Source organism: Protofrankia sp. BMG5.30, assembly GCF_001983005.1.
In the GTDB taxonomy this organism is placed as follows: Bacteria; Actinomycetota; Actinomycetes; order Frankiales; family Frankiaceae; genus Protofrankia; species Protofrankia coriariae.
This window is the reverse complement of the sequence record NZ_MOME01000033.1, coordinates 46,723-69,426: the sequence shown is the minus strand read 5'-3', so window position 1 is coordinate 69,426 and position 22,704 is coordinate 46,723. Positions and strand designations below refer to the sequence as shown.

Here is a 22,704-nt window from a genome sequence, read left to right as displayed (position 1 = left end):
GATCGGTGCGCCCCGGGCGCGGGTGGGTAGTGATATTGGTCGGTCTTCACTCCCGCGCGAGGACTCGTCGCAACTGGGGGAGCGGAAGCACATGTGGACAGCTCGCGGAGAGATCTACGGCCAGAAAGATCAGGTTCTGCCGTGGGATGACGGGCCGTTGGACTGGCCCCCGGAGGTTCTCACCCTCACGATCGAAGACATCGCCCTCGGAACGAAGGTCGCCTACACCCCCACCGGGCCCGTTCGCCGACCTGAACCTCGACGACGAGGTGACCGTCATGGTCTGGCTCGCCCAGAAGGGCATGCAGCTCTCAGGCGACATCCCCACCATCGAGGTCACCCCCATCCCCGACGGCATCGTCGCCTGAACCAGCACACCACGTCCCGGACGCGCGAGGAGCTGGTACGGAGCGCCGCATACCCCCCGAGGGGTGAACACCGGCCGTGGGCCGTTCACGCAGCGACCCCGGCCTGAGGGATTCTCGAGACCGGGGTCGTGTGCGTTGTCGGCGTGGGGTCAGATGCGCCGGTCGCGGCGGCGGAGCCGGCGGACGGTGACGGTCACGTCGGGCCGGTCCTTGGCGGCGTCCAGCCGGGTCTTGAGGTCCCGGCGGCCGTAGACGGCCGCGGTGCCCCCGAGGGGGCCGAGCGGGCTGCCGTCGGTGTGGGTGGCGGTCAGAACGTGCGTGGCCTTCTTGCCGAACATCGGTTCTCCTTCGGGTACGGACGGGCCTGTGTGGCCGTCCTGGGCGGGTGGGGCGCACCCCCGCTACCGCCGCTACCGCGCAGGTCGCAGGGCTCTACCGGGCCTGCTACGCCGGTAGCGGGGGGTGTCTACGGATGGCTGCTGTGGCTGCCGGCCGGGTCGGTACCAGGGGGGAGCGGGCCGGTAGGCGGGGCCCCCTCTACCGGCCGGGCCGCGAGCACGTCCGGCGGGATCGCGCCTTCGATGTCGCGCAGGGTGTACCCGGCCCGGTTCTCCCCGTCGATCTTCACCTGCTTGGTGGTGCGCTTGACCCCGGCGCGGTCCAGCTCGGCCGCGAGGATGTCCGCGTCCCAGTCGCCGTAGCTGTCCTCGTCGACGTCGACCAGGCCGGCGAGGATATCCGCGGTCCACATCCGGGTCCGCGGCCCGAAGACCTCCATCACGTCGCCGATCACCTGCGGGATGGTGTAGCCGGCCGTGCCGGCCGCCGCGGCGATGTCCCCGCACGCCTGCCCGGTCAGGGTGCCTTCGGCCAGCCGCAACGCCCGGCCGCGGGCGCACACCCGCTCGAACGCCGGGTTGTCGAGGTAGTCCGCCTTCACCGTGACGAACGACGCCGGGCCGGTGACCAGCACTCCGACCCCGACGTGCTCTTCGGACAGCATGGAGGCGTCCGCCCCGGCCGCGGCCTTCCCGTCGCCCAACACCATGTCCGACGACGTCTTGTCGACGACCTGCGTGCTGTAGCGGTAGGAGACGATCTCCCGCAGCTTCGTCGGGACGCTCTTGGCGTCCGGCCGCTGGGAGGCGTAGACCGGCATGAACCCGGCTGCCGGCCCGCGCCGGGCGATCCGCGCGAGCTTGCCGATGATCCGCGCCCGGTCCTTCTCGGTCTCCAGYGCCTCGAAGTACTCCTGGAGCTCGTCGACGACCACGAGGATCAGCGGCAGGCCGTACCGGCGCATGATCTCCGGGGTGAGCTTGCCTTCCGGGCACACGCTGGTGGGCAGGCTGGCGAACAGCGCGAACCGCCGGGACATCTCGGCGATCAGCTCGTCGAGCATGGCCTCGAACGCGGCCAGGTCGGCATCGTCGGCGCCGCGGACATACCGGTGCGCGACCCCGCCGGCCGGCTTGAAGTCCGCGCCGCCCTTGCCGTCGGCGAGGTAGAGCCGCACCCACGGGTCCAGCACGGCCGCGGCCACCAGCAGCCGCATCGAGAACGTCTTCCCGCGGCGGGGGAGGCCGCCGAAGAACGCGCTCTGCCACAACAGGCCGATGTCGATCCGCCGGCCGCGGGCGTCCCGGCCGAACGGCACCGGCCGCCAGAAGTCGAACCGGTCGACGTCGACCAGCCCGGAGATGAGCGGCTTCCCGAGATACGGGTCGTCGTCGCAGACCCAGAACGACAGCCGCCGGCCGTGCCCTCCCTGATGGGCCCGGACCCGGGACATGTCCAGCTGGATTTCGTCCACGCCGAGTTCTGCGGCGATGGTGTCCCGTTTCCGGATGGCGTCGGCCGCGGTCTTCCCGCCGCCGAGCGGCAGGTCGACGGTGGACAGCCAGCCGGCACCCTCCCGGACGATCGGCGCGCACAGGATCAGCGCCCGGTCGGCCTTGAGCAGCCCGGCCGCGCGGAACGCCGCGTTCAGATGCTCCGGGGCCAGGCCCACGCGGATGTCCCGGTCGGCGCCGTACCCGGCCGGCTCGCCCGGCAGACGCATCCGCCGTCCGGCAACCGCCGCCGTGGCGGCCGCGGCGAGGCCGGAGATGACCGGCACCCATTCGCCGACCATGACCGCGGCGACCGTCTCGGCAGCCCCGGTTGTCGCCAGGGTGGCGCCGGTGAGGTACCAGCGGATCCGCCGATGATCCCGGACGATGAACACGTCCTTGCCGAGCTTGCCGGTGGCCGCGTCCCGGAGCTCGGCTGCCAGGTCTTCGGCGCGGACCCATCGCCACCAGAACCGGCCACCGCGCCACACCCCGCGCAGGATGGCCACCGGTGACCGGCGCAGGCTGCGGACCGACGCCCGGACCGCGACCCGGCCGCCGTAGTCGATCCGGGCGCGGGCCACGGTCGCATCCGTCAGCCACACCGGCAGCCGCAGCGGTTCGTCGACCATCGGACGCCGGGCGGGCAGCACCACGCCGTCCAGGGGCGTACCCGCGGCCGGGGTGAYCGGCGTGGCCGGCTCGACCTGTTCGGGGAGGGCCGGCACCCACGGGCCCGGGACGACTTCGCCCACGGCGGTGTCCTTGTCGAGTTGTGCCGGTTCGGTCATCGCCGGCCTCCCGGGGGGTCCAGCCCGGGACCGGCACGTCGGCGGGCAGGACCAGCGTGGACGCGCCCAGCGGGGAGATCCCGGCCGCGGTCGACACGGCGATCTCGATCCGTTCGGCCGCATCCACGACCGCGACGACGACCAGGCCGACGATCCGCAGGACCAGGACCACCACGGCCAGCAGGACGATCCCGGTAGTGGCCCACCACCGCAGGGAGCGGATTTCCGCGCGCATGTCGGTCATGACGCGGTCACCTCCGCCCGGCGTAGCGCTGACAGATGGTTGCGAACGGTCGACACCGTGACACCGACCATCGGCGCCCACTCGGTGGCCAGCTGCCGGTCCGACCGCGGGTCGTCGGCCGGGATCCGGCTGACCAGTTCGGCCACCCGATGCCGGGTCGAGCCGCTGGCATGGCTCGGTGGCTCGGCTGGTGGCCCGGACGGCTCATCCACTGCCGGATTCAGTGGCTCGACCGTGCCGGCCAGTTGCGGGTCACGGTCATAGCCGGGGCTGTCGACGATCTCCGATTCGCCGGCGTGAGTCTCAATCAGGGGTTGAGGGTTCGCCATGGCCTCGAGGGCAGGGTCGGCCACCCCGGCCGCGTCCGCCCGCACCTGCCCGCCGATCTCGACCAGGCACACCGACGCCACGACCACCAGGYCGTCAACCGAGAACGGGATCAGATGCGCCGACGTGGCCGTCTCCCCGTAGCGGGAGCAGACCTCGACCATGTGCCAGTACGAGACCCACGCGGCGATCCCGGAGATGACCGCGGTGGCACCCCGGCGCACCCACGCCAGTGACGGCCGGTGCACCGGCACCCGGGAGATCAGTTCGATGGTCAGCAGCAACGCGACCGGCGACCATGCGGCGATGACCCGGCCGGGGACCGACGGCCGGGCAGCAAGGACGTTCGCCGCGATCGACGCAGCCAGCCCAAGGCCCAGCACGGCGCGGACGGCCCAGCGGATGCGGTACAGCCGTTCCCCGTTCATCGCCTGCCTCTCTTCTTCGCCGCGGCCTGACGCCGGGCAAGCTCCCGCCGCTGGGCGGGGGTGAGCGTCACCGTCTCCCGGCCGGTGAGCCGGTCCCGGGTCGTCATCCCGTCCTTGCTCTTCGTCTTGTCGATCCGCTTCTTGCCGATCAGGTTCTTGAGCTCCTTGACCGACGTCGGGATCGTGACCGCCTTCGGGCTCTTCCTCGCACCGCGCTCGGCGGTACGGGCCCGCGGGAAGCAGGTCGGGCACGACGCACCGTCCACCACGCCGAGCCCGTCGCACACTCCACACGGCCGGCTCACCGGGTCACCTCCGCCACGTCGCCGTCGGCGGAGCCTGTGTGCATCTGGCAGGCGAACACCTGGCGTCCGTCCACGACACCGGCCGGCACGGAGACGACACCGGGCACGGTCAGGTCCGCGCCGCAGAAGAGGCACGCGACACCATCGAGGACAGCGGCGGACACTGCGCCGGCGTCGGCGGACTCGGCAGCCGCAGCCGGCTCGGTCGGGTCGTCCACGTCGACGACGGAGATCAGGGTGACGTCACCGCCGGCCGCGGTCACCACCGCGTACTCGGCCACCGCGGGAGGGACCACCACGCCGTCGGTGCCAACGAGGCGGGCAGGGATGCCGGCCGCGGTCCACTCGGCCACCGTCGCCCGGGCCACGTCGACCGCCGTCACGTCGCCGTCGGCGTCCGCCGGCTGGACGGTGGCCGTCAGGGTGACGTCACCATCGGCCGTCCGCATGACCGCGTACTCGGCCACCGCCGGAGGGACAGCCGGCACCTCGTCGAACGAGACCCGCGCCGCAGTGTCGAGGGCAGCATTGAAGGCGTCCAGCTCGGCGCGGTTCATCAGGATCAGCGTCCGCCGGTCGCCTGGTAGCCGGATTGTGGCGCCGACGTAGCCCACCTCGCCCGGGCCGAGCGCGTACGGAGCCACGTGGAGCGTGACACCGGTGGCCAGCCGGACGATCGCGCCGACGTCGTCCAGGTCGACGTAGTCCAGGCCGTCCGTGCTGGCGTCGACCTGGTCGTCACCGGTGCACGCGCAGTCAGGGACCCGGTTACCGCAGTCCTCGCAGTAGTCGATGGTGACGATCTGCTCGGGTTCGCTGTCGAGCTCCTGCTCGTCGTCGTCGTCGTCGACGTCGGCGCCGGCCGCGGTCGTCACCGCGTACTCGGCGGCCGCGGGCGGGACGGCCGGTACTGGCACGTCGCCAGCCTCACCGGTGATGAGTTCGCCCCGCTGGTACGCGATAACCGCCCGGTCCACGGCGGCAAGCTGACGCACCGACCGAACGAGCTCGCTCATGCTGCCGCGGGTCAACGCACCTGTCAGAGCGTCCGTGACGAGCATGAACGTGGTGACGCGGACCGCGTTCGGCCCGTACTGGGCCACCCGTCCGGACGCTTCGGTCAGGTCAGCGACCGTGGGCTCTACGAACGCCGGGTCGACCGGCGGGAAGTCGGGCAGGATCGGCGTGGTCACCGGGCACCCCCAGCTACCTTGGCGAGACCGAGGTCCTCGAAGATGGGCAGGCGGGTGATCATGTTCAGGGCTGTCCGGTACCCGGCCGCCTCCCACTCCCGAGCCCTTCGGATGTCGACGCGTTCGGTCGGGTCTTTGGCGATCGTGACCAGCCAGCCGTGCAGGAGAGCGAGCTCGTCTCCGTCGTCGTTGAGGCAGTCGATGAGGGCTTGGACGGCGAGTTCGGCGCCTCGCGCTATGTAGATCATGATCAGGCGGGGGATCGGGGGGATGTCGGGGTTGGCCGCGGCATCCTCGTAGGCGCGGATCGCTGCGGCGACGGCGAGGAAACCGGCGCTGTAGGCGTTGTCCGCTTCCAGTTCGATCAGGTCGGGGTGGCTGGCGAACAGGTCGTCGGTGCTCATCAGGCGGCCACCAGCTCGACCGGCGCGGCCGGGGCCACGGTGACTTTCAGCGTCGGCGCGACCGGCTTCATCGGCACGTCACCGAGTCCGGCGCGGGCGTAGTCGGCGCGGATCTGCTCCATGTCTGGGGTGGTCTTCGCCGAGGGCACCCGCTCGACGGTCACCCGGCCGTACACCCCGTCCGGGAGCCGGTCGAGCAGCCGCCGGGCCTTCCGCTTGCCTCGGTCTGCGATGCGGGCGAGGTCGGCGGCCCGGTCGAACGCGACCGCCGCGGCGTCGATCACCTCGACGTCGGGCAGCTCGCCCGGGGCGAACAGCGCGGGAATGGTCGGCTTCGGCTCGACTGCGGCCGGGACGGCGGCGGGCAGCGCCGGGGCGACCTCGGCCGGGGCGACCAGGTCGAGCACCCGGGTGGCCGCGGTGAGAGCGACACGGCGGGCCTGGTGGGCCAGGCGCTGGCGGACGGTGAGGCGGATCGGGCGGTACAACATCAGGTGCGGGTCTCCTGCCTTGTCAGGTGGTCCGTAGGCCCCGGCCGGTGCTGGAATCACCGGTTCGGGGCTGCCTTGCGTTGCGGGTCAGGCTGCGCCGGTGAGGTCGTCCGCGATCACGAGTACGTCACTGCGCCGGTAGCGGAACTGGCCGGATGGGATCTTGCGGGCGGGGATGCGCCCGGAGGTCGCCCACCGGCGGAGGGTCCGGGCGTCGACGTTCAGGCCCTTGTCGCGTAGTAGCGCGACGGCCTGACCAGGACTGATCAGCGGGTCGATCCCGTCTTGGTCGCTCACGTGTCCTCCTTGGTCGAAGTGGTCGCCGTTGACGTTAGGGCATACAGTGGCACAAGCGCAATAGTGGTCTTGTGCCACCTGATAGCGCAACCGTATGTGTCTGCGCCATGCCACGATTGGAGGTGTGACCCGACCAGATGAGCCGCAGTTCTGGACCACCAGCGACATCGCGGCCCGGCTCGGGATCTCCCGTGAGCGTGCCCGCCAGCTCACCAAGACCGGAGCATTCCCCCTGCCTGCCGCTCGCGGCCTGCAAGGCGCGGTGCCGTTCTGGCATCCCGCGGACGTCGAAAACTGGATCGCCATCCACCGGCCCGAAGCCGTCCGGGATGTCGCGRCCGAGTCGCTACCCGAGATGTGGGCGGCGGCCRACGTCGCCGAGTACCTCGGGGTGCGTCCACACGAGGTACTTGGGCTACAGGGCCTACCCGCTGCCGCCTACCGGCTGCACCACGCGCGGCTGTGGGTGGCGGATGAGATCCGGGCGTGGGCCGCCAGGCGTAGCTGACCCGCCCCACCCACGCATGAAGCGGGCCCGCCCAGTGCAGCAACACCGGAACGGGCCCTTAGCCGATCACCCTTTCGCAAGAAGGGCTCACGACCCGTGGTTCATTCTGCCCGCGGCAGCCTGCCCGACCCGAGGCGCCGCACTCTCGCTCGCTCCCGGCCGGTGATGCGATGAAGGTCATCCGCACCAGCACGGCCAGCTACACCCGCGTCCCCAACGCCATCGTGCGCAACCGGGACCTGTCCGGCCTTGCCCGCGGCATCCTCGCGTGGCTGCTGTCTCACCGGGACGGATACGAGGTCACCACGGAGACGATCCGGCAGGCGTTCCCGCAGGACGGCCGCCGCGCGGTCGACAACGCCCTGAAAGGGCTGGTGGCGACCGGATACCTCGCCCGACCACGGCGCGTCCGCAGAGACGGCGGCCGGTGGACATCGGAACCCTGGATTGTCAGGGATGTTCCGGAACGCGACGACTCGGGCACAGCCACCGTACTACCGGATCCGGTAACACGGTCCGACCTGGACGTATCGACGGATGGCGACGAACCGAGCACGCGGACCGTGCTACCGGTTTCCGTCTCACGGTCTGCCGTCTCATGGAAACCGGTCGGTCATCAAGAAGACCAACTCTCAGAAGATCAGTTCTTAGAAGAACATTTTGATGATGATGATCTCGCGCACGCGCGCGAACAAAATCATCATGTGGATAACCCCCGGGCTGTGACCGTCAGCCCGCCTCCCGCCGTGGCCGGTACCGCCTCGCCGGACCCTCACCCCTCGACGCCCTCTCCCGACCCCAGCCCGGCCGGCTCCACTACAGGCAGCGAGAGGGACGAGGGATCAGCGGTTCCGTCGTCGGCTTCCGGCCCGTGGATGCTCACCGCGGAATCGCTGGTCGACCGTGAGGTGATCGGCTTCGGGGTGGTGCTCGACAGTGCCGCACGTCACCAGCTGGTGGACGCGGTCGCCGACCGCCTCGCCGCAGGTGTCGAGCCGGGTGTGCTCGCTGAGGAGCTGGGCGGGGAACTCCCGCCGGGTGTCGACCCTGTGACGGTGCTGCTGGACTGCGTCCGCCAAGCCCAACCGGACGGCGTACGGCAGGCGGACGCCGTCGAGGGGGCCGCTGATGACGACGGCACCCACACCCGTGTTTCAACTGTTCCAACTGCGACTCCCGCTGTCGGCTCGGCCGTCGACCTGGTCCAGGTCCTCATCGACGCGGTGCTCGAGCACACCGGCCGGACGATCGACCGGGATCTCGCCGGGAAGGGTGTGGCGATGGTGCTGCGGGCGAAGGACGGCACCCCGCGTGCCGTGTCGGACCCAGCCGCCTACCTGCGGACGGCGGTCGAGGCGGCTCCCACCCGGTTCCTGCCGGCGGTGGTCCCGCCCGCGGCGTCCAGCTCCGGCTGGCCCGTGCACATGACCGCCAACGCCCGCCGGCCGCGCAGGGAGACCGACCGGGAGCGGTCCCGCCGGGCCCTGGACGAGGAGATGGCCAAGGCCACCGCGTCCGGCCCGGCCGGGGACCCGTCCAAGCTGGTGTGCCTCACCCACCCGGCCGCCAGGTTCCGCCCCGACGGGACATGCCCGGAATGCCGCCCAGACACCACCAGAACAGCCGAACCGGGCTGGACGGGATGGATGGCACCCCCGCCCCGTACGGCCAGCGCGAGCGTGCCCCCGTGGTGCGGCTCCTGCGGCGGGGACATGGGCCACGCCCCGGCTGTCCTGGAGGCCAACGTGTCGTTCCGGACGGACACCGGCCGTCCTGGCGGTGTCCCGTGCCCCCGGTGCCATCCCGACGCGGTCCGGGCATCCGCATGAACGAGCACCAAGCCCTCGCCTGCCTGYTCACCGCGCTGGGCCAGATCGTCGGCTTCCGCGACCAGCTCATCCGGGCTAGGTGATGAACGGAACCTGCTACGTTGCAGCGTGTTCTACGCAGTATCAAGGGGGGAAATGATGGATAGTAGATCTGGCGTTGTTCCAGTGTCGCCGCGTCGGACGCGACCACCGGGGGGAGGTGCTGGGCAGATRCCATCCGTGCACGACGTCGCCGCCTACATCCTCGACAAGGCGGGCCCCATGACCGCCATGAAGCTCCAGAAGCTCGTCTACTACTCGCAGGCCTGGCACTTCGTCTGGGACGACGAGGTCCTGTTCCCCGAGCCGATCGAAGCCTGGGCCAACGGCCCTGTCGTCCCAGCCCTCTACGCCAAGCACCGCGGCCGGTACACGGTGGAAGCACCCTGGCCCGGGGGCCGCATCGACGCGCTCACTGACGCGCAGCGCGAGAGCATCGACGAGGTGCTGAACGCCTACGGGGACTTCACCGCCCAGCAGCTCAGCGTCCTGTCGCACAGCGAACGGCCCTGGCAGGAAGCACGTCAGGGGCTGCAACCGCTTGAGCGGGGCTCCGAGGTCATCGATCCCGCGGTCATGGCCGACTACTACGGTTCCCTGCTCCAGGAGGGCAGCCCAAGCGAGCCTGTCCGCGGCTCGACGGTTCCCGAAGACTGATGGGCAAGGGGCGACGACCCAAGAAGCCCCCCGCTGTCACGATCCCGTCGAAGCAGCACGAAGCACCCCGACGCGCCTCCAGGGTGCCCGACGAAAGCGCGAGTTCTGCGCGGATCTGCTGGCGGTTCAACCTCGCGGACACCGAAGGTCCGTGGGCGATCACRCCTGAGGTGTGGGCCGGGCTCCGCGAGCACCTCAAGTGGTTCGAGACCATGACCATGCACGAGCTGTTCGACAACGGCGAGGAACCGGGGAAGGACTACTCCCTCCAGCGGGGATTCCCCAACGGCGAGGCCAGCAGGCGGTGGGAACGGCTCGGCCTCGACGACCAAGACCGTGTCTCGCGCCTTCGGCATGGTGGGCCGATCCGGATCTACGGTCTGCGCGTCGGGAACGTCTTCCATGTCCTCTGGTGGGACCCGAACCATGAGATCTGGCCGAGTCGCTCGCGATGGTCCAACGGCCGCTGGACCCGGGGCTGATCGGCGCGGTCTGGCGGTGTGAACGTGCGCTAGGCCTCGCCGGACAGCGAGGCGGCCCGGCGCACGTCACGGAGCGTCACACCGCTAGGAAGCCGTCTGCCGCGGGTGCTGGTGCGCACGTGGTGCGCACGCCGGTTCCGATTTTCCGGGTTCGCGGCCGGTCGCGCGCACTCGTTTCCGAGTCGAAACCCGTTGCGGCACAGGCACTTCCGCCTACTGTCACTCGTTTCCATCCGGCTCCTGGGAGGGTTCGATTCCCGCCACCTCCACGAGCTGGCCCGCCGTGGTCGCTGGACTCCGTCCAGCTTCCCGGCGGGCCGCGATGTTTTCCGGGGGGCGATCCCCCGATCCCCCCGAAGTCGACCACGGCGGGCAGGGTCCGATAGTCCGCCAGCATGCCCAGCATCTCCCCGGGGCGCTGGGTCACGGTGTGGGTGGGATGGCGCCGTCGACGACGTCCAGGACCTGGACGTCGACCCGGGCAGCCTCTTCCGGTTCCGGATGGTCCCGGCGGATCAACGCCGCGGACAGGGTAAGCAGGGCATGCCCCCACTCCTCCCGGTTCACCTGCGGCCCGGTGGCTTCGTGCGCGGCTACGGACCGCCGTGCCCAGCTCCGCCTCCTGGCCGTGCCCGATCGACGTGTGAGGGTACTCGCCGCGAACATGCCTGCCGCCGCTTCTCCGAGCGGAAGATCTCCCGGCTGTGGCGGTTCGTCGATCAGGGAACGGGAGATCTGGTGAGCTCTTACGGCCTACCGGCCGACTGACGACAGCCCGGCCGGCCACCCGAACCTGTCGTTCGCGGCGCTGGTCATGATGACATAGCTGTTGAAGGCCGTGAGGCAGTCCACTGCGTCTCGCGTGTCGATCTCGTGAAGGATCGTGTGGTTCTCCTTGAAGACCTACAGGCGCACCCGATCCTTCGTAGCTTCGTAGACCTCCACATCGCGGTGATCCTGACTCACGGTCCCGGCACCGTGATGCCGGGACCGTGAGTCAGGCGTAGCGCTTGCGCAGTTCGGTCTTGAGCACCTTGCCGGTGGCGTTCCGTGGTACGGCTTCGACGAGCTCCAGCCGTCGGGGGAGCTTGTAGCGTCCGATGCGTCGAGCGGCGAAGGTGCGCAGCTCCTCCAGGCCCATGGTGGCCCCCGGCTTCGGCACGACGACCGCGCAGACGCCATCGCCCCACCTGGGATCGGGCGTCCCGATGACCGCCACCTCGGCCACGGCGGGATGGTCGAACAGCGCCTCCTCCACCTCCGCGGGGTAGACGTTCTCGCCGCCCGAAATGATCATGTCTTTGATGCGGTCGGAGACGAATACGAAGCCCTCGTCGTCGAGGCGGCCGCCATCTCCGGTCCGCAGCCACTGGCCGTTGAAAGCCAGCGCTGTGTTCTCCGGATCATCGAGGTATCCCGGGGTCACGTTCGGGCCCCGGAGCTCGATCTCGCCGTGCACGCCCGGGGGCACCGGAGCCCCGGTTGCGTCCACGAYCCGCGCATCGCACAGCAGCAGGGGCCGCCCGGCGGAGCCGATCTTGCGCGCGGCGTTCTCGGCGGTGAGGAAGGACGCCACCGGCGCGGCCTCGGTCAGCCCGTAGCCCTGGRCCAGGTCGACGCCGCGCTCCTGGAAGCGACGGATCAGCCCGATGGGCACCGGCGCACCCCCCGTAATGATCAGTCGGAGGGCGGAGAGGTCAGCCGCGTCGAACCCGGGCAGGGCCGAGAGCGCCTCACACATGACCGGGACGCCGAACATGGTGGTGACCCGCTCGCGTTCCAGGCTCTCCAGCACCGCCTGCGGCTCGAAGGCCTGGTGGATGACCAGCCTTCCGCCCTTGATCCATGTCGCGATCGTCGTGACGTTCAGTGCGCCGATGTGGAACATCGGCGCGCACACCAGCGACACGTCGTCGTGGGCGATATCGAGTGCCAGGACGATTCCGACGTTGTGCCACCACAGGTTGGCGTGCGTGAGCACCACTCCCTTGGCGCGCCCGGTCGTTCCCGACGTGTACATGACCAACGCGGGGTCGGACGGCTCCACCGGCGTGCGTTGACGCAGGGCGTTCGCGCCGGCGATCAGCTCCTCCCCGTCATCCCAGCCCGGCACGGGTTCCCCCGGCCCGACACGGATGAAGCTCCACCGGGTCGACCCGGTGCGGCCCGAACCGCGAACCTCGACAACGCGAACCAGCTTTCGTGTAGTTGGAATCCCCCGCGTTCGCGCGGGGGAGGACGTCACGTCCGGCTCACAGGGCGCCGTCGGGTAGGTCGTCGACCACGGAGAAGATCGCGTGGGCGGCTTTGATCCATCCTCGGGCTTCGGCCCGGCACACGTCGTCCAGCGCGGGGTCCGCGGCCTGCGCGCGCATGGCCGAGGTCTCGCTGAGGATGTCGTGGAGTCGGCTGAGCGCGATCAGTTCCCGGTCGGTCTTCGGATCCAGGCCGAGGTTGACGACCGGCCCGTCGGGGCCGTCGATGACGCCTTCGTCGTCGTCGAATGGGAACGGGATCGCGCTCATCGGCTTCCTCCGGTCTGGTGGAGTTGCGCGTTCATCTGGGCCTGTGTCAACGGGGACACGGCCCGGGCGCGTCCAGTCATGGCCCGGGCTATGGCCCGCTCGCTGGCCGGCAGGTTGGTGTTGGCCGCCGCCCATGCGAAGGTCTGCATCTGGCATGCGAACGTATGTTCGGTAGCGGCGACAATCAACCCCGCATCCGTGGCAGGATCCAAGAGGATGATCGGCTCGGCGCTCACTGGGCCACCTCCACCGCGGTGCGAATGACCCTAATGATCTCGATGGTGTTCCCGGCAGTGCGTGTCCCTGGCAGCAGATGGACGTACTCCTGACGCTGACCGTGGTGAACGCGGCCCGCTGCCGCATCCCGGGAGCGCCCGGGATGCGGGCCAGGCTGGTGCCGCACCTCCACACCGATATTCTCTCCCCGGCGTCGGGCACGGACCCGGCTTCGAACACGGCAGCGACGTCAACGACCGCCTGCTCGCCTTCCTCGACGCCACCCAGAACGACGCGGCGCACCGATAGTTCCCGACCGTCCCGTCGCCTGCGAGAACGACGGTGCCGATCAGGCTGCGGCGGGTGGCGGGAACGGCGGGGATGACCTCAGCGCTCTGATCCGTCTGACGGCCGCGGCCGTGGGTGAGAACACCGTGTCCGCCGTGGACACGCTCTACGACCTGGCCGGGATGGAGTTCCCGGTATGCCGCCAGCCGGCTGGACAGCTGTTTCCTTGACATCCACAGGGTGGCCAAGCACATCACGCTCGCGCGGACGAATGTCGAGATGGTCGGGCAGGGCACCTTCTGGGCGGGCCGCTCCTGATGCGACGGTGATCTCATGGCGGTGACAGGTGACCGGAGATCCGCCGGGAAGCGGCCTGCCCGGTGGATGGGTCGTCCGGCAAGTTGTCGATCTTCAATATCCGTGCGGCCGGGTTCGTGGCCGCGGTCGGCGGCACGCCGCCGGTACCGTTCGGCGCGTCTGCGTCCGTCTGCGTCCGTCTGCGTCCGTCTGCGTCCGTCTGCGTCCGTCTGCGTCCGTCTGCGTCCGGACGCTTCACCAGGCCCGCGCCCATTCGCCGTCGAGCGCGCGGGCGATGCGGTTGGTCGCCAGCACCGTGAGCGTGATTGTCAGGCCCGGCAGGGTGGACAACCACCACGACGTGGCCAGGTAGTTACGGCCGTTCGCCACCAGTGAACCCCATTCGGGGGTGGGTGGGGCGGCACCGTAGCCGAGGAAGCTCAGACCCGAGACCGTGAGGATCGCGGCGCCGAACTCCAGGGCCGCGAGGGCCGTCACCGGGCCACACGCATGCGGCAGGACGTGCCGACTGAGTACCTGCCCCCACCGGACGCCCGCGCACCGGGCGGCCTCGACGAAGACTGCGCCACGGAGCCGGAGCGTCTCCGCCCRCATCACCCGGGCGAAGTTCGCGACGGTCGGTACTCCGACGGCGACCGCCACGCTGACCGTCCCGACCCCGAGCGCCGTCACCAGCGCCAGGGACAGCAGCAGCGACGGGATCGCGAGCAGCACGTCGACGACCCGCATGATGATCTCGTCGGCCGGGCCGCCCGCGAAGCCGGTGACAAGACCGATGGCGGATCCCGCGACCAGCCCGACCGCGACGGCGATCATGGTCGTTCGCAGCGAGAGCGCCGCGCCGTGCACGACCCGGGCGAACAGGTCGCGGCCGAGCTGATCGGTTCCGAACAGATGCTGGGCACTCGGGGGGCGCAGCCTGTCCGCGGGGATCCCGACGATCGGGTTCGCGGAGGTCAACGCACCGGGCGCGAACGCCGCGACCAGTACGACAGCCACCACGAGGATCGAGGCGATCAGGCCGGGCCGGTGGGCGAGGAAGCGCGCAAGGCGCCGCCACCCGGCCCGGCGGCCGAGACAACGGAGCACCTGGGTTGAGCCGTCAGGATTTCCAGGTGTCGTGGAACTGCAGCCGGGCGTCGGCGTTCAGAACAACGTCGTGCACCTTGGCGGACAAACCCAGGATGACGGTCAGTTCGATGACGGGGACGTTGTACTGGTTGGTGAGAATAAGTTCCTGCGCCTGTCTGACGAGCGCCATGCGGGCGTTCTGGTCGGCGGTGGCGGCCTGCCGGGTGAGAAGGTCGTCCAGCGGGCCGGGCCTGAGGTTGTTGAAGTTCAGGCCGGTGCTTGAGTACTGGGCCCGCAGCACGTCGGGGTCGGCTCCCTTGGTGTGCCCCCAGAGCAGGTCGTAGCCTTTCGCCTGGACCACCCTGCCGCCATTGGTGACCGGTTCCTCGTGCAGGGCCGCCGCGATGCCGACGGCCCGCAACTGCTGCTGGATCAGCTCCAGTATCGCTTTTGCCGACGTCTGGCCGGTGAAGTACTGGACGGTGAGCTGAAGGGGATTTCCGTCCTTGACGCGGATGCCGTCCGGCCCCGGGCGCCAGCCGGCGTCGTCCAGCAGTTTCCTTGCCTCGTCGGGGGCGAAGACGAGGTCCGCCGCGAGGTTCACGTAGCCGGGGGTGGAACTGGCCAGCGGGCTTGTCACCGGCTTTGTCAGCGGGGTGAGGACGGTGCTGACGATCTCCTGCCGGTTGATGGCCCGGGAGACGGCGCGGCGCACCGCCGTGTCGTCGAGGGGCGAGCGTCCGGTGTTCACACTGAACCCGTAGGGCAGGCCGGGGGCGGAGCGGTACTGCAGCGTGAAGCCGTCCGTGCGCAGGCTCGCCTCGTCCTGGGATGCCACCGCGGAGTCGCCGTCGATCGCCCCGGACCGCAGGCTGCCGTTGCGGATCCCGGACTCGGGGATGACCTGGAAGACGATCTGGTCAAGGTAGGCCGGCCCCTGCTGCTTCCACAGCGTCGAGCCCCAGCGGTAGTCGGCCCGCTTGTTCAGCGTGATCGACTGGTTCTTCTGGTAGCTGCCCAGGGTGAACGGTCCTGAGCCCACGATGCCTGACGTACACCGTTCGGCCGGAGGCTTCGCCGTGCTGGCGGGGGACACCAGCCCGAGGGTGTGGGTGGAGGTCGCCTGCAGGAACTGGGCCGCCGGCCTGCTGAAGGACACCCGGGCGGTCAGGTCGTCGACGATCGTGGTGTCGCGGTAGCCCTGCAGGTAGCTGGCTGCCTGGGCGGCGATGGTCCCGAGCTTCCCGGCGGTGTCGAAGTTCGCCTTGACGGCCCGGGCGTCGACCGGGCTGCCGTCGCTGAAGGTCGCGCCCGGACGCAGGTGGAAGGTGAACGTCGTCGCGTCCGGGCTGATCTCCCATCGCTCGGCCAGCCACGGGACGATCTTTCCGGTGGCCGGGTCCTGGTCGGTCAGGGAGTCCACGAGTTGACGTGCAGGGTAGACCGAGTCGATCGAGCTGACCTGCTGGGGGTCGAGGCAGCCGAAGTCGGAGGTCACCGCGAAGGTCAGCCGGCCGCCGGGCTTCGGAACGGCCCCGGCGGCACCCGCGCCGCCCGTGCCGCCCGACCCACAGGCGGTGAGCAGCACACCGGCCAGCCCGGCACCCGCCGCGCGGCGGAGCCAGGTGGTACAGCCGGACGGATTTCTCGGTCTCATATGGATGTCCTTGTACGGGTTGGGTATCGGCCGGCGGTCGGCCGGCCATTGTCGAACGTGTGTGGACGTCGAACGTGTGTGGACGTCGAACGTGTGTGGACGTCGAACGTATGTGGACGTCGGACGTGTGTGGGGAGCGGGGCCGGTCAGGCCGTCCGGGCGGCGGGCCGTCGGGCCTGGACGACGAGTGGCACGCGTGTGGGCTGGAGCATCGTCGAGCGGCTCGGGCGCACCTTGTAACCGGGTTTCGGGTGCAGCGTCCAGCGGGCGACGACCGCCGCCATGAAAATCATCATTTCCGCCCAGGCGAACGGCTCGCCGATACAGCTCCGGTTGCCCGCACCGAAAGGGAGGAAGGAAACACGGGGGATGGCCGCGGTGCCCTCGTCACTCCACCGGTCCGGGTCGAAGACCTCGGGAACGGTGTAGACCGCCGGATCACGCTGGATGGCGTGCAGGGAGAACAGCACGTTGCTTCCGGGTGGTATCCGGTGTTCGCCGAGCACGAGTTCCGTCATGGTCCGCCGGGACAGCAGCCAGCCCGGTGGGAACAGCCGCAGCGCCTCGGTGAGAACCTGCCRCAGGTAGACCAGGTCGGCCAGCGCCGAATAGCCGGGGGGCCGGCCGGCCAGCACCGTGTCCACCTCGGCGGCGAGCCGTTGCTGGATGTCGGGGTGCCGGCTGAGCAGGTGACAGGTCCAGCTCAGCACGTCCCGCGCGGTCTCCACCCCGCCCAGGAACAGCGCCATGGCCTCGTCGTGGATCTCCTGGTCGGTGAGGCCCGGGCGGTCGCCGTCGGCGCGGGCGGCCAGCAGCAGCGCCATCAGGTCACCGTCGGTGGCACCCCGTTGCCGGTACTGGGCGATGACGTCCGTCAGCGCCTCGTCGAGCCGGCGGCGGGCCCGCTCGAAGCGGCGGTTGCCCGGTGTCGGCAGCCTCTCCAGCCAGCCGACCGGGAAGGCGATCCGTCTGGCCACGCCTTTGAGCAGGACGGGAAAGGTCTCCTCGACCTCGACCGCGACGCTGTCACCGAGATCGGAGGAGAACAGCGCTCGGCACACCACGGCCACCGCGAAGGTGTGGATCTCCTGGACGAACTCCACGGTCTGGCCGTCCCGCCAGCCGGCGGCGCGCTGTTCGGCGGCCTGCCGCATCTGGTCGGCGTAACCGGCGATCCGGGTCGCGTGGAACGCCGGCTGCATCAGCCGGCGGTGCGCCATGTGAGTCGGTTCGGTGGAGTTCAGCAGCCCGTTGCCGAGGAAGGGCGCCGACTTCTCGTAGGCGATGCCCTTGTCGAGTTTGCGGACGTCCCTGGTGAGGATCTGGTGCACCCAGACGGGATTGTTGATGACGTAGGCCCGTGCCGGCCCGAGGCCGATGGTGACGATGTCACCGCTGTCACGCAGCGACTCGAAGAACCTGCGTGGCTCGCTGAGCATCCGGTGCATGTGGCCCAGCAGCGGGAGTCGGCCGGGAGCCGACGCGACGCCCGGGACGGTTGCCGTCATCCGTGGATCTCCTTTGTTCCGGACGTGCTGGAAGGCGATGTGCTGGAAGGCGATGTGCTGGAAGGCGCGGGCATAGTCGTGCCCGCGGATCAGTGGGTGCGATTGACGACGAACTCGGACAGCGTGATCAGTTCCGCGGCGGCCGTACGTTCCATCGCGGCGCTGTCGAGGGTCCGCAGGGCGCGGTCGAGATGCAGATGGGCCTGGGCGGTGGTGAAGGACCGGCCGCCGGCCTTGCTGATGAGGGCCGCCGTCCGGCGCAGCGTCCACTCCGCGTCCGGGGTGTCCAGCGGCATGGCCAGCAGGTCCGCGAGCTGCTGGGCCGACGCCGTCGAGCCGGCCAGCGCGCAGATCACGGGAAGGGTCTTCTTGCGCAGGCGGAGGTCGTTGAACACCGGCTTGCCGGTGACCGCCGGATCCCCCCAGATACCCAGCAGGTCGTCGACCGCCTGGAAGGCGGTTCCCAGGTCGCGGCCCACCAGGGACATCGCCGTGACCATCTCGGGCGGAGCGCCACCGAGCAGCGCTCCCAGCGCCGACGCGCAGCCCAGCAGCGACCCGGTCTTGCGCGTCGCCATGGTCCGGTACTCCTCGACGGTCACCGCGTCCGGGCCGGTCCACGGCCGGTATTCGAAGGCGATGTCGGCGGCCTGCCCGTTGACCAGCTCGACCAGTGACGTCGACAGCAGGCTCATCGCCGCCGACCTGGTCGCCGGGGCGAGCCGGCCGGTGCTGTGGGCGAGGGTGTCCAGGGCGAGGGCGAGCAGCGCGTCACCGGCCAGGACGGCCGGGCCCACCCCGAACGCCTTCCAGGCGGTGGCCCGGTGCCGGCGCCGCTCGTCGCCGTCCATGATGTCGTCGTGGACGAGTGAGAACGCGTGCACCAGCTCGACGGCGACCGCCCCGGCGACCGCGGCCTGTGCCGGGGCGCCGACGGCCTCGGCGGCGAGGACGGCGAGTGCCGGCCGCAGCGCCTTGCCGCCGCCACCGCCGCCGTTGCCGTTGCCGCCACCGCTGTTGCCGCCACCGCTGTTGTTGCCGGTGCCGCGCACGGTCGGTGTGCCGTCGGAGTCGCACCAGTCGAACGTGAACGACGCCATCCGCCCGAGCCAGGGGTGCAGCCGGTCGATGGTCTCGCGCAGCGCCGGCAGGACGAGGTCCCGGCACCGCGCCAGGGTGTCGAGGGCGGCCGGCGACGTGACCCGCAGCGGCGGGGTGTACTCGCTCATGGGACGGGCCCTTCTTCGGCAGGACACGGGCCGGGGGCGGCCCGCGGTAGGTGGCCCGCGGTGGGTGGCCCGCGGTGGGCGGCGGACGTAAGGGCTGGCCAGCCGGCATCGCTTGGCCGGCTTGGCCGGCGTGGCTCGGCTGGGGCCGCTCAGCCGGCGGTGCGCAGCGCGAGCCCCGCGCTGGCGGCGGCACGCGGCTTCGGGATCATCAGGTACGGCCCGGTGCCCAGCGACGCCTTCGGGACGGTGGTGCGCGGCCTGGCGCCGGGCGTGGGGCGCAGGCTCCAGYGGGTGGCGATCGTGGCCAGCGTGAGCGTCGTCTCCGCGCGGCCGAAGGTGTCACCGATGCACTTGCGGCTGCCCGCRCTGAAGGGCACCATCGCGCCGCGCGGGATGCCCGCGGCCCGCTCGGGCAGCCAGCGGTCCGGGTCGAACCGTTCCGGGTCGGTGAACAGGGCGGCGTTGCGGCCCATCATGTACGGGCTGAACATCACGATGGCGCCCCTGGCCAGCCGCTGCCCGGCGAGTTCGGTGTCCCTGCTGGTCGTGCGGGTCAGCAGCCAGGCCGGCGGATACATCCGCAGGGTCTCGTGCAGGACCCGCCAGGTGTAGTCCAGCCGCGGCAGGTCCTCGAACGTCGGTGGCCGGCCGCCAAGCACCTCGTCCAGCTCGGCGTGCAGCCGGGCTTCCACCTCCGGGTGCTCGGCGAGGATGTGGAAGGCCCAGGCCATGGTGTTCCCCGTGGTCTCCGTCCCGCCGATGAGGAGGGTCATGATCTGGTCGTAGACCTCTTCGTCGCTGAGCCGGTGCCGGGTCTCCTCGTCACGGGCCGCGATCAGGATCGACAGCAGGTCGCCGTGGTCCGTCCCGGCGCGTCGCTGGAACTCGATCGTCTCCCTGATGACGGTGTGCATCCGTTCCCGGACCTGGTTGAACTGGCGGTTGCCCGGCGTGGGCAGCTTCTCCTGCCAGCCGATCGGCGCGACCATCCGCTTGTAGACGCCCCGCATGATGATCGGCATGCAGTAGGCGACCTCCGGGATGATGGGACGTCCCCCGACGGTGGTCGCGAACAGGGTACGGGCGGTGATCCGCAGGGTCAGGGCGTGCATCGCCTCGCTGATGTCGATGGGCCGGTGGTCCTCCCACKAGCCCAGGACGTCGGCGATCTCCTCGCGCATCAGGCGGGCGTAGCCGGGCATCCGGGCGGGATGGAACKCGGGCTGGATCATCCGTCGTTGTACGCGGTGGTCCTCCCGCATGGAGCTGACGAGCCCGTTGCCCACGAGCAGCCGCGCCTTGTCGAACAGCGGCCCGCCCTTGTCGAAGGTGCGTGAGTCCACCAGGACCTGGGTGACCACCTCGGGGTGGCAGGCCAGGTAGGCCGGACGCGGCCCGAGACCGATCTGGACRAGGTCGCCCTGGGCGGGCAGCGCGGACAGGAACCGCAACGGCCGGCGCCACAGCTGGAGGGCGTGGCCGAGCACCGGCAGGCCACCCGAGGCGACCGCGAAGGAGTGGGCCTGCTCGCCCGTACCCCGGCGGGAGGGCTGCGTGGGCGGCACCTGGCCGGCGGCGATGCCGGAAGCGCCCGCACCAGGAGCGGCGGTCACCGCCGCGTGCGGCACCGGGCAGCCGGCTGCCGCCGCGTGCGGCACGGGGCGACCGGGCGCCGCCGCGCGCGGCACGGGGCAGCCGGATGCCGCACCGGCGTCCACCGCTGCCGGCGTCGCCGCGGCCGCGGTCGGAGCCGCCGGTGCGCCGGCCGTCCCGGCGACGGGCCGGGGCTGCGGCCGGAAACGTGTGACGGGCGCGTCGAGGTCCAGCCATCCCGAGGTCGAGCCGTCCCACACCGACCCGTCGCCGAAATAGCGTGGAGTCAGGTATTCGAATTCCTGGCTGCCGCCCATCAGATGGTCCACCGCGGTGAGATAGGCACGCACGTCCGCGCGTTCGCCGAGCGGCCCGGACAGCAGCTTGTCGCGGGCCTCGACATACGCCTTCTCGTGGTGCGCGACCAGTTCGCACAGCCGGTTGACGGCGTCCTGGAGGCTGAGCCCGTCCCGTTCGATCAGGACCCGCACCACGGTCATCTTGTCGTCCTGCGCGTGTTCCTTCCGCCAGGACAGCAGGTCGTTGATTATGATCATCTGCCGGCGGCAGTGGAGGTGGACCTCGGCGAGCTGCGGCAGCAGGCCGCTCATGTCCACGGCCGCGCCGTATTCCGTCATCAGCTCGATGAAGTCGCAGCCGAAACTGTCCAGCCGTACCGCCAGGCAGCTTTCGTAGTCCGGGACGCTGTCGGTCAGCTTGGCGTGGATCTCCGTGGCGCACCCGCGCAGGAACGCCTCCAGCGCGGCGGTGAACCGGGAGATCTGGGCCGGGCTGAGGCCGGGGCTGATCCGTCGCCACAGGTCCCTTGCCGCCCGGCCGTAGGCGGAGTTGTCGGCCGGGCCGCCGCCGCCGCGGCTGCCGTCGCCGTCGCCGTCGCCGTCGCCGTCGCCGCGGAAGTCGGCGAGGACGCCGGTGAAGATCTCTCTGGCCGCGGTGTCGTCGGCGCCGAGGGCCGACCGGTCCGAGACGAAGCTGTCGATCACCGTCACGTACTGGTACCAGTCGGCGATGTCGACGGCCCGCTGTTCGTCGGCGTCCGGCACGGTGAGCGGGCCGTAGATCCCGTTCCGTTGGCGCAGGAAGAACAGCAGGTCCTCCTCGGTGGYGAAACACTCGCCGAGGTATGCCCGCACCCAGCCGTTGGAGGCGAACTCGATCTGCGCGGCTTTCGGATGATAGGCGAACGGGAGGGAACGCGGCAGCTCGGGGAGAAAGAACTCCCGCGCGGACGGTGTGAGCGCGTCGGACGGGGTCGCCACCAGGCCTGTTTCCATGATCACTCCTCATCTGATGCCGGCGTGTTGAACAGGCCGTCCCACGGTGCCAGCGGKCGGCGGGCAGCTTTCTCGTTTTGTGGACGGCCCATGGGCGGGCATACCGGTGCCCGCGCCGGGGAACGGGCACCGGTATGCGGCGTGAATTCCCTGTGTGAACACCGGAAAGCCGTGGGTGTGGGCCCGGCTTRCAATCGTGGCGCCGGCGGGCAGGGCCGGGAGGCTCGTATGCCGGGTACCGCCGGGCCCGCGGATGCCAGGTGAACATCGGTCGCTGCGCACACGGCCGCGGGTGTCAGGTGCTGGGCCTATGCCCCGGCCGTGACCGGCCTGTTTCGTGGTGATGGCGTCGTGCATCCACGAAATAGCTGGTACTCCCGGTGCGGCGTGCTGTTCCCGGCACCGGGGCAGGGCCCTGGGACAGCGCGGATAATGATCAGAAGAAGGGTCTGTCCGATGATGCGGGTGGATGTGCCTGCTGTTGGGCGCGGTGGTTCTCGCCACCTTTTCGGGTGGCGCGGGAGATCAAGAAGTCATGGCCGATAAACGACTCCGGTCGAAAAGGTCGGGGACACTGGCGGGGCGAGGTTCCCGGAATGGGGCTGGATCAAAGTTGCTGGCCRCCCCGCCGTTGGAGCCGTCCCGCTTTCATTGACCGAACGAACCGCGCAGGGCARAGAGTACCATGACATCCGCATGTGCGGAAGTGACGCATCAGAAGATCCGTGGATACGTAAATTTAACCGGAGAAGCTCCGCGGATGAGTATGTGCATATTGCATGATCGTAATAACGGAAAGTAATGCCCGT

The 22,704-nt window shown here is 70.3% G+C and carries 22 protein-coding genes; 5 read left to right on the top strand and 17 right to left on the bottom strand.

The features are described from left to right. Window positions 1–517: 517 nt before the first annotated feature. The 8 genes from BL254_RS17635 to BL254_RS17600 all read right to left on the bottom strand — a co-directional run bounded on the left by BL254_RS17635 (window position 518) and on the right by BL254_RS17600 (window position 6,680). Window positions 518–706 carry a hypothetical protein gene (locus BL254_RS17635; RefSeq protein ID WP_047222546.1) on the bottom strand — a complete coding sequence of 63 codons (189 nt, stop codon included), beginning with the start codon at window positions 704–706 and terminating at the stop codon, window positions 518–520. Between the two features lie 128 nt (window positions 707–834). Further along, on the bottom strand, window positions 835–2,991 hold the full coding sequence (locus tag BL254_RS17630) for an FtsK/SpoIIIE domain-containing protein (RefSeq protein WP_076844124.1): 2,157 nt from the start codon (window positions 2,989–2,991) through the stop codon (window positions 835–837). Between the two features lie 240 nt (window positions 2,992–3,231). Beyond that, window positions 3,232–3,990, bottom strand: coding sequence for a DUF2637 domain-containing protein (locus BL254_RS27840; RefSeq protein WP_076844122.1), 759 nt, complete (start codon window positions 3,988–3,990; stop codon window positions 3,232–3,234). Beyond that, entirely contained in the window at window positions 3,987–4,295 is a 309-nt protein-coding gene (locus tag BL254_RS17620; RefSeq protein ID WP_139342368.1) for a hypothetical protein, read from the bottom strand. Before BL254_RS17620 ends, BL254_RS27840 begins: the two co-directional genes overlap by 4 nt. Beyond that, window positions 4,292–5,488 carry a hypothetical protein gene (locus tag BL254_RS17615; protein ID WP_047222550.1) on the bottom strand — a complete coding sequence of 399 codons (1,197 nt, stop codon included), beginning with the start codon at window positions 5,486–5,488 and terminating at the stop codon, window positions 4,292–4,294. The genes BL254_RS17620 and BL254_RS17615 overlap by 4 nt, the downstream gene beginning before the upstream one ends. Then, a complete protein-coding gene (locus BL254_RS17610; protein ID WP_047222551.1) occupies window positions 5,485–5,892 on the bottom strand; it encodes a hypothetical protein in 408 nt (135 codons plus the stop codon). The genes BL254_RS17615 and BL254_RS17610 overlap by 4 nt, the downstream gene beginning before the upstream one ends. Continuing rightward, the gene (locus BL254_RS17605; RefSeq protein ID WP_047222552.1) at window positions 5,892–6,383 is read right to left on the bottom strand and encodes a hypothetical protein; all 492 of its coding nucleotides are present in this window, start codon (window positions 6,381–6,383) and stop codon (window positions 5,892–5,894) included. Before BL254_RS17605 ends, BL254_RS17610 begins: the two co-directional genes overlap by 1 nt. Window positions 6,384–6,470: 87 nt before the next feature. After that, the gene (locus BL254_RS17600) at window positions 6,471–6,680 is read right to left on the bottom strand and encodes a helix-turn-helix domain-containing protein (RefSeq protein ID WP_047222553.1); all 210 of its coding nucleotides are present in this window, start codon (window positions 6,678–6,680) and stop codon (window positions 6,471–6,473) included. Between the two features lie 124 nt (window positions 6,681–6,804). On the opposite strand from BL254_RS17600, the gene BL254_RS26275 reads away from it, so the two are divergent. The 4 genes from BL254_RS26275 (at window position 6,805) to BL254_RS17580 (ending at window position 10,195) form a co-directional block, all read left to right on the top strand. Beyond that, window positions 6,805–7,188 carry an AlpA family transcriptional regulator gene (locus BL254_RS26275; RefSeq protein WP_076844121.1) on the top strand — a complete coding sequence of 128 codons (384 nt, stop codon included), beginning with the start codon at window positions 6,805–6,807 and terminating at the stop codon, window positions 7,186–7,188. Window positions 7,189–8,063: 875 nt separating this feature from the next. Then, window positions 8,064–9,017 carry a hypothetical protein gene (locus BL254_RS26270; RefSeq protein ID WP_139342366.1) on the top strand — a complete coding sequence of 318 codons (954 nt, stop codon included), beginning with the start codon at window positions 8,064–8,066 and terminating at the stop codon, window positions 9,015–9,017. 219 nt (window positions 9,018–9,236) lie between these two features. Continuing rightward, a complete protein-coding gene (locus tag BL254_RS17585) occupies window positions 9,237–9,713 on the top strand; it encodes a Panacea domain-containing protein (RefSeq protein WP_217699311.1) in 477 nt (158 codons plus the stop codon). Beyond that, window positions 9,713–10,195: a hypothetical protein gene (locus tag BL254_RS17580; protein WP_139342365.1), complete on the top strand. Its 483-nt coding sequence runs from the start codon at window positions 9,713–9,715 to the stop codon at window positions 10,193–10,195. Before BL254_RS17585 ends, BL254_RS17580 begins: the two co-directional genes overlap by 1 nt. 423 nt (window positions 10,196–10,618) lie before the next feature. Here the strand turns inward: BL254_RS17580 and BL254_RS27255 are convergent, their stop codons facing one another. The 4 genes from BL254_RS27255 to BL254_RS17560 form a co-directional block, all read right to left on the bottom strand. Further along, the gene (locus BL254_RS27255; RefSeq protein WP_047222557.1) at window positions 10,619–10,861 is read right to left on the bottom strand and encodes a hypothetical protein; all 243 of its coding nucleotides are present in this window, start codon (window positions 10,859–10,861) and stop codon (window positions 10,619–10,621) included. Between the two features lie 331 nt (window positions 10,862–11,192). After that, on the bottom strand, window positions 11,193–12,308 hold the full coding sequence (locus BL254_RS17570) for an AMP-binding protein (RefSeq protein ID WP_076844119.1): 1,116 nt from the start codon (window positions 12,306–12,308) through the stop codon (window positions 11,193–11,195). A 139-nt stretch (window positions 12,309–12,447) separates the two neighbouring features. Further along, window positions 12,448–12,720: a hypothetical protein gene (locus tag BL254_RS17565; RefSeq protein WP_047222558.1), complete on the bottom strand. Its 273-nt coding sequence runs from the start codon at window positions 12,718–12,720 to the stop codon at window positions 12,448–12,450. Beyond that, window positions 12,717–12,956, bottom strand: coding sequence for a hypothetical protein (locus BL254_RS17560; RefSeq protein WP_047222559.1), 240 nt, complete (start codon window positions 12,954–12,956; stop codon window positions 12,717–12,719). The genes BL254_RS17565 and BL254_RS17560 overlap by 4 nt, the downstream gene beginning before the upstream one ends. A 61-nt stretch (window positions 12,957–13,017) precedes the next feature. Here BL254_RS17560 and BL254_RS28570 point away from each other — a divergent pair, with 61 nt between their 5' ends. Next, window positions 13,018–13,245 (top strand): hypothetical protein, encoded by a 228-nt coding sequence (locus BL254_RS28570; protein WP_235433435.1) that lies wholly within the window; start codon window positions 13,018–13,020, stop codon window positions 13,243–13,245. Window positions 13,246–13,776: 531 nt separating this feature from the next. Here the strand turns inward: BL254_RS28570 and BL254_RS17545 are convergent. The 5 genes from BL254_RS17545 to BL254_RS27830 form a co-directional block, all read right to left on the bottom strand. Then, complete coding sequence (locus tag BL254_RS17545; protein ID WP_076844115.1) at window positions 13,777–14,631, bottom strand: ABC transporter permease; 855 nt, start codon at window positions 14,629–14,631, stop codon at window positions 13,777–13,779. A 13-nt stretch (window positions 14,632–14,644) separates the two neighbouring features. Then, window positions 14,645–16,270, bottom strand: coding sequence for an ABC transporter substrate-binding protein (locus BL254_RS17540; RefSeq protein WP_052914487.1), 1,626 nt, complete (start codon window positions 16,268–16,270; stop codon window positions 14,645–14,647). A 146-nt stretch (window positions 16,271–16,416) separates the two neighbouring features. Next, complete coding sequence (locus tag BL254_RS17535; RefSeq protein ID WP_076844113.1) at window positions 16,417–17,778, bottom strand: cytochrome P450; 1,362 nt, start codon at window positions 17,776–17,778, stop codon at window positions 16,417–16,419. An 89-nt stretch (window positions 17,779–17,867) separates the two neighbouring features. Beyond that, on the bottom strand, window positions 17,868–19,007 hold the full coding sequence (locus BL254_RS17530; protein ID WP_076844111.1) for a polyprenyl synthetase family protein: 1,140 nt from the start codon (window positions 19,005–19,007) through the stop codon (window positions 17,868–17,870). A 149-nt stretch (window positions 19,008–19,156) separates the two neighbouring features. Next, window positions 19,157–21,895: a cytochrome P450 gene (locus tag BL254_RS27830; protein WP_217699310.1), complete on the bottom strand. Its 2,739-nt coding sequence runs from the start codon at window positions 21,893–21,895 to the stop codon at window positions 19,157–19,159. Window positions 21,896–22,704 lie beyond the last annotated feature (809 nt).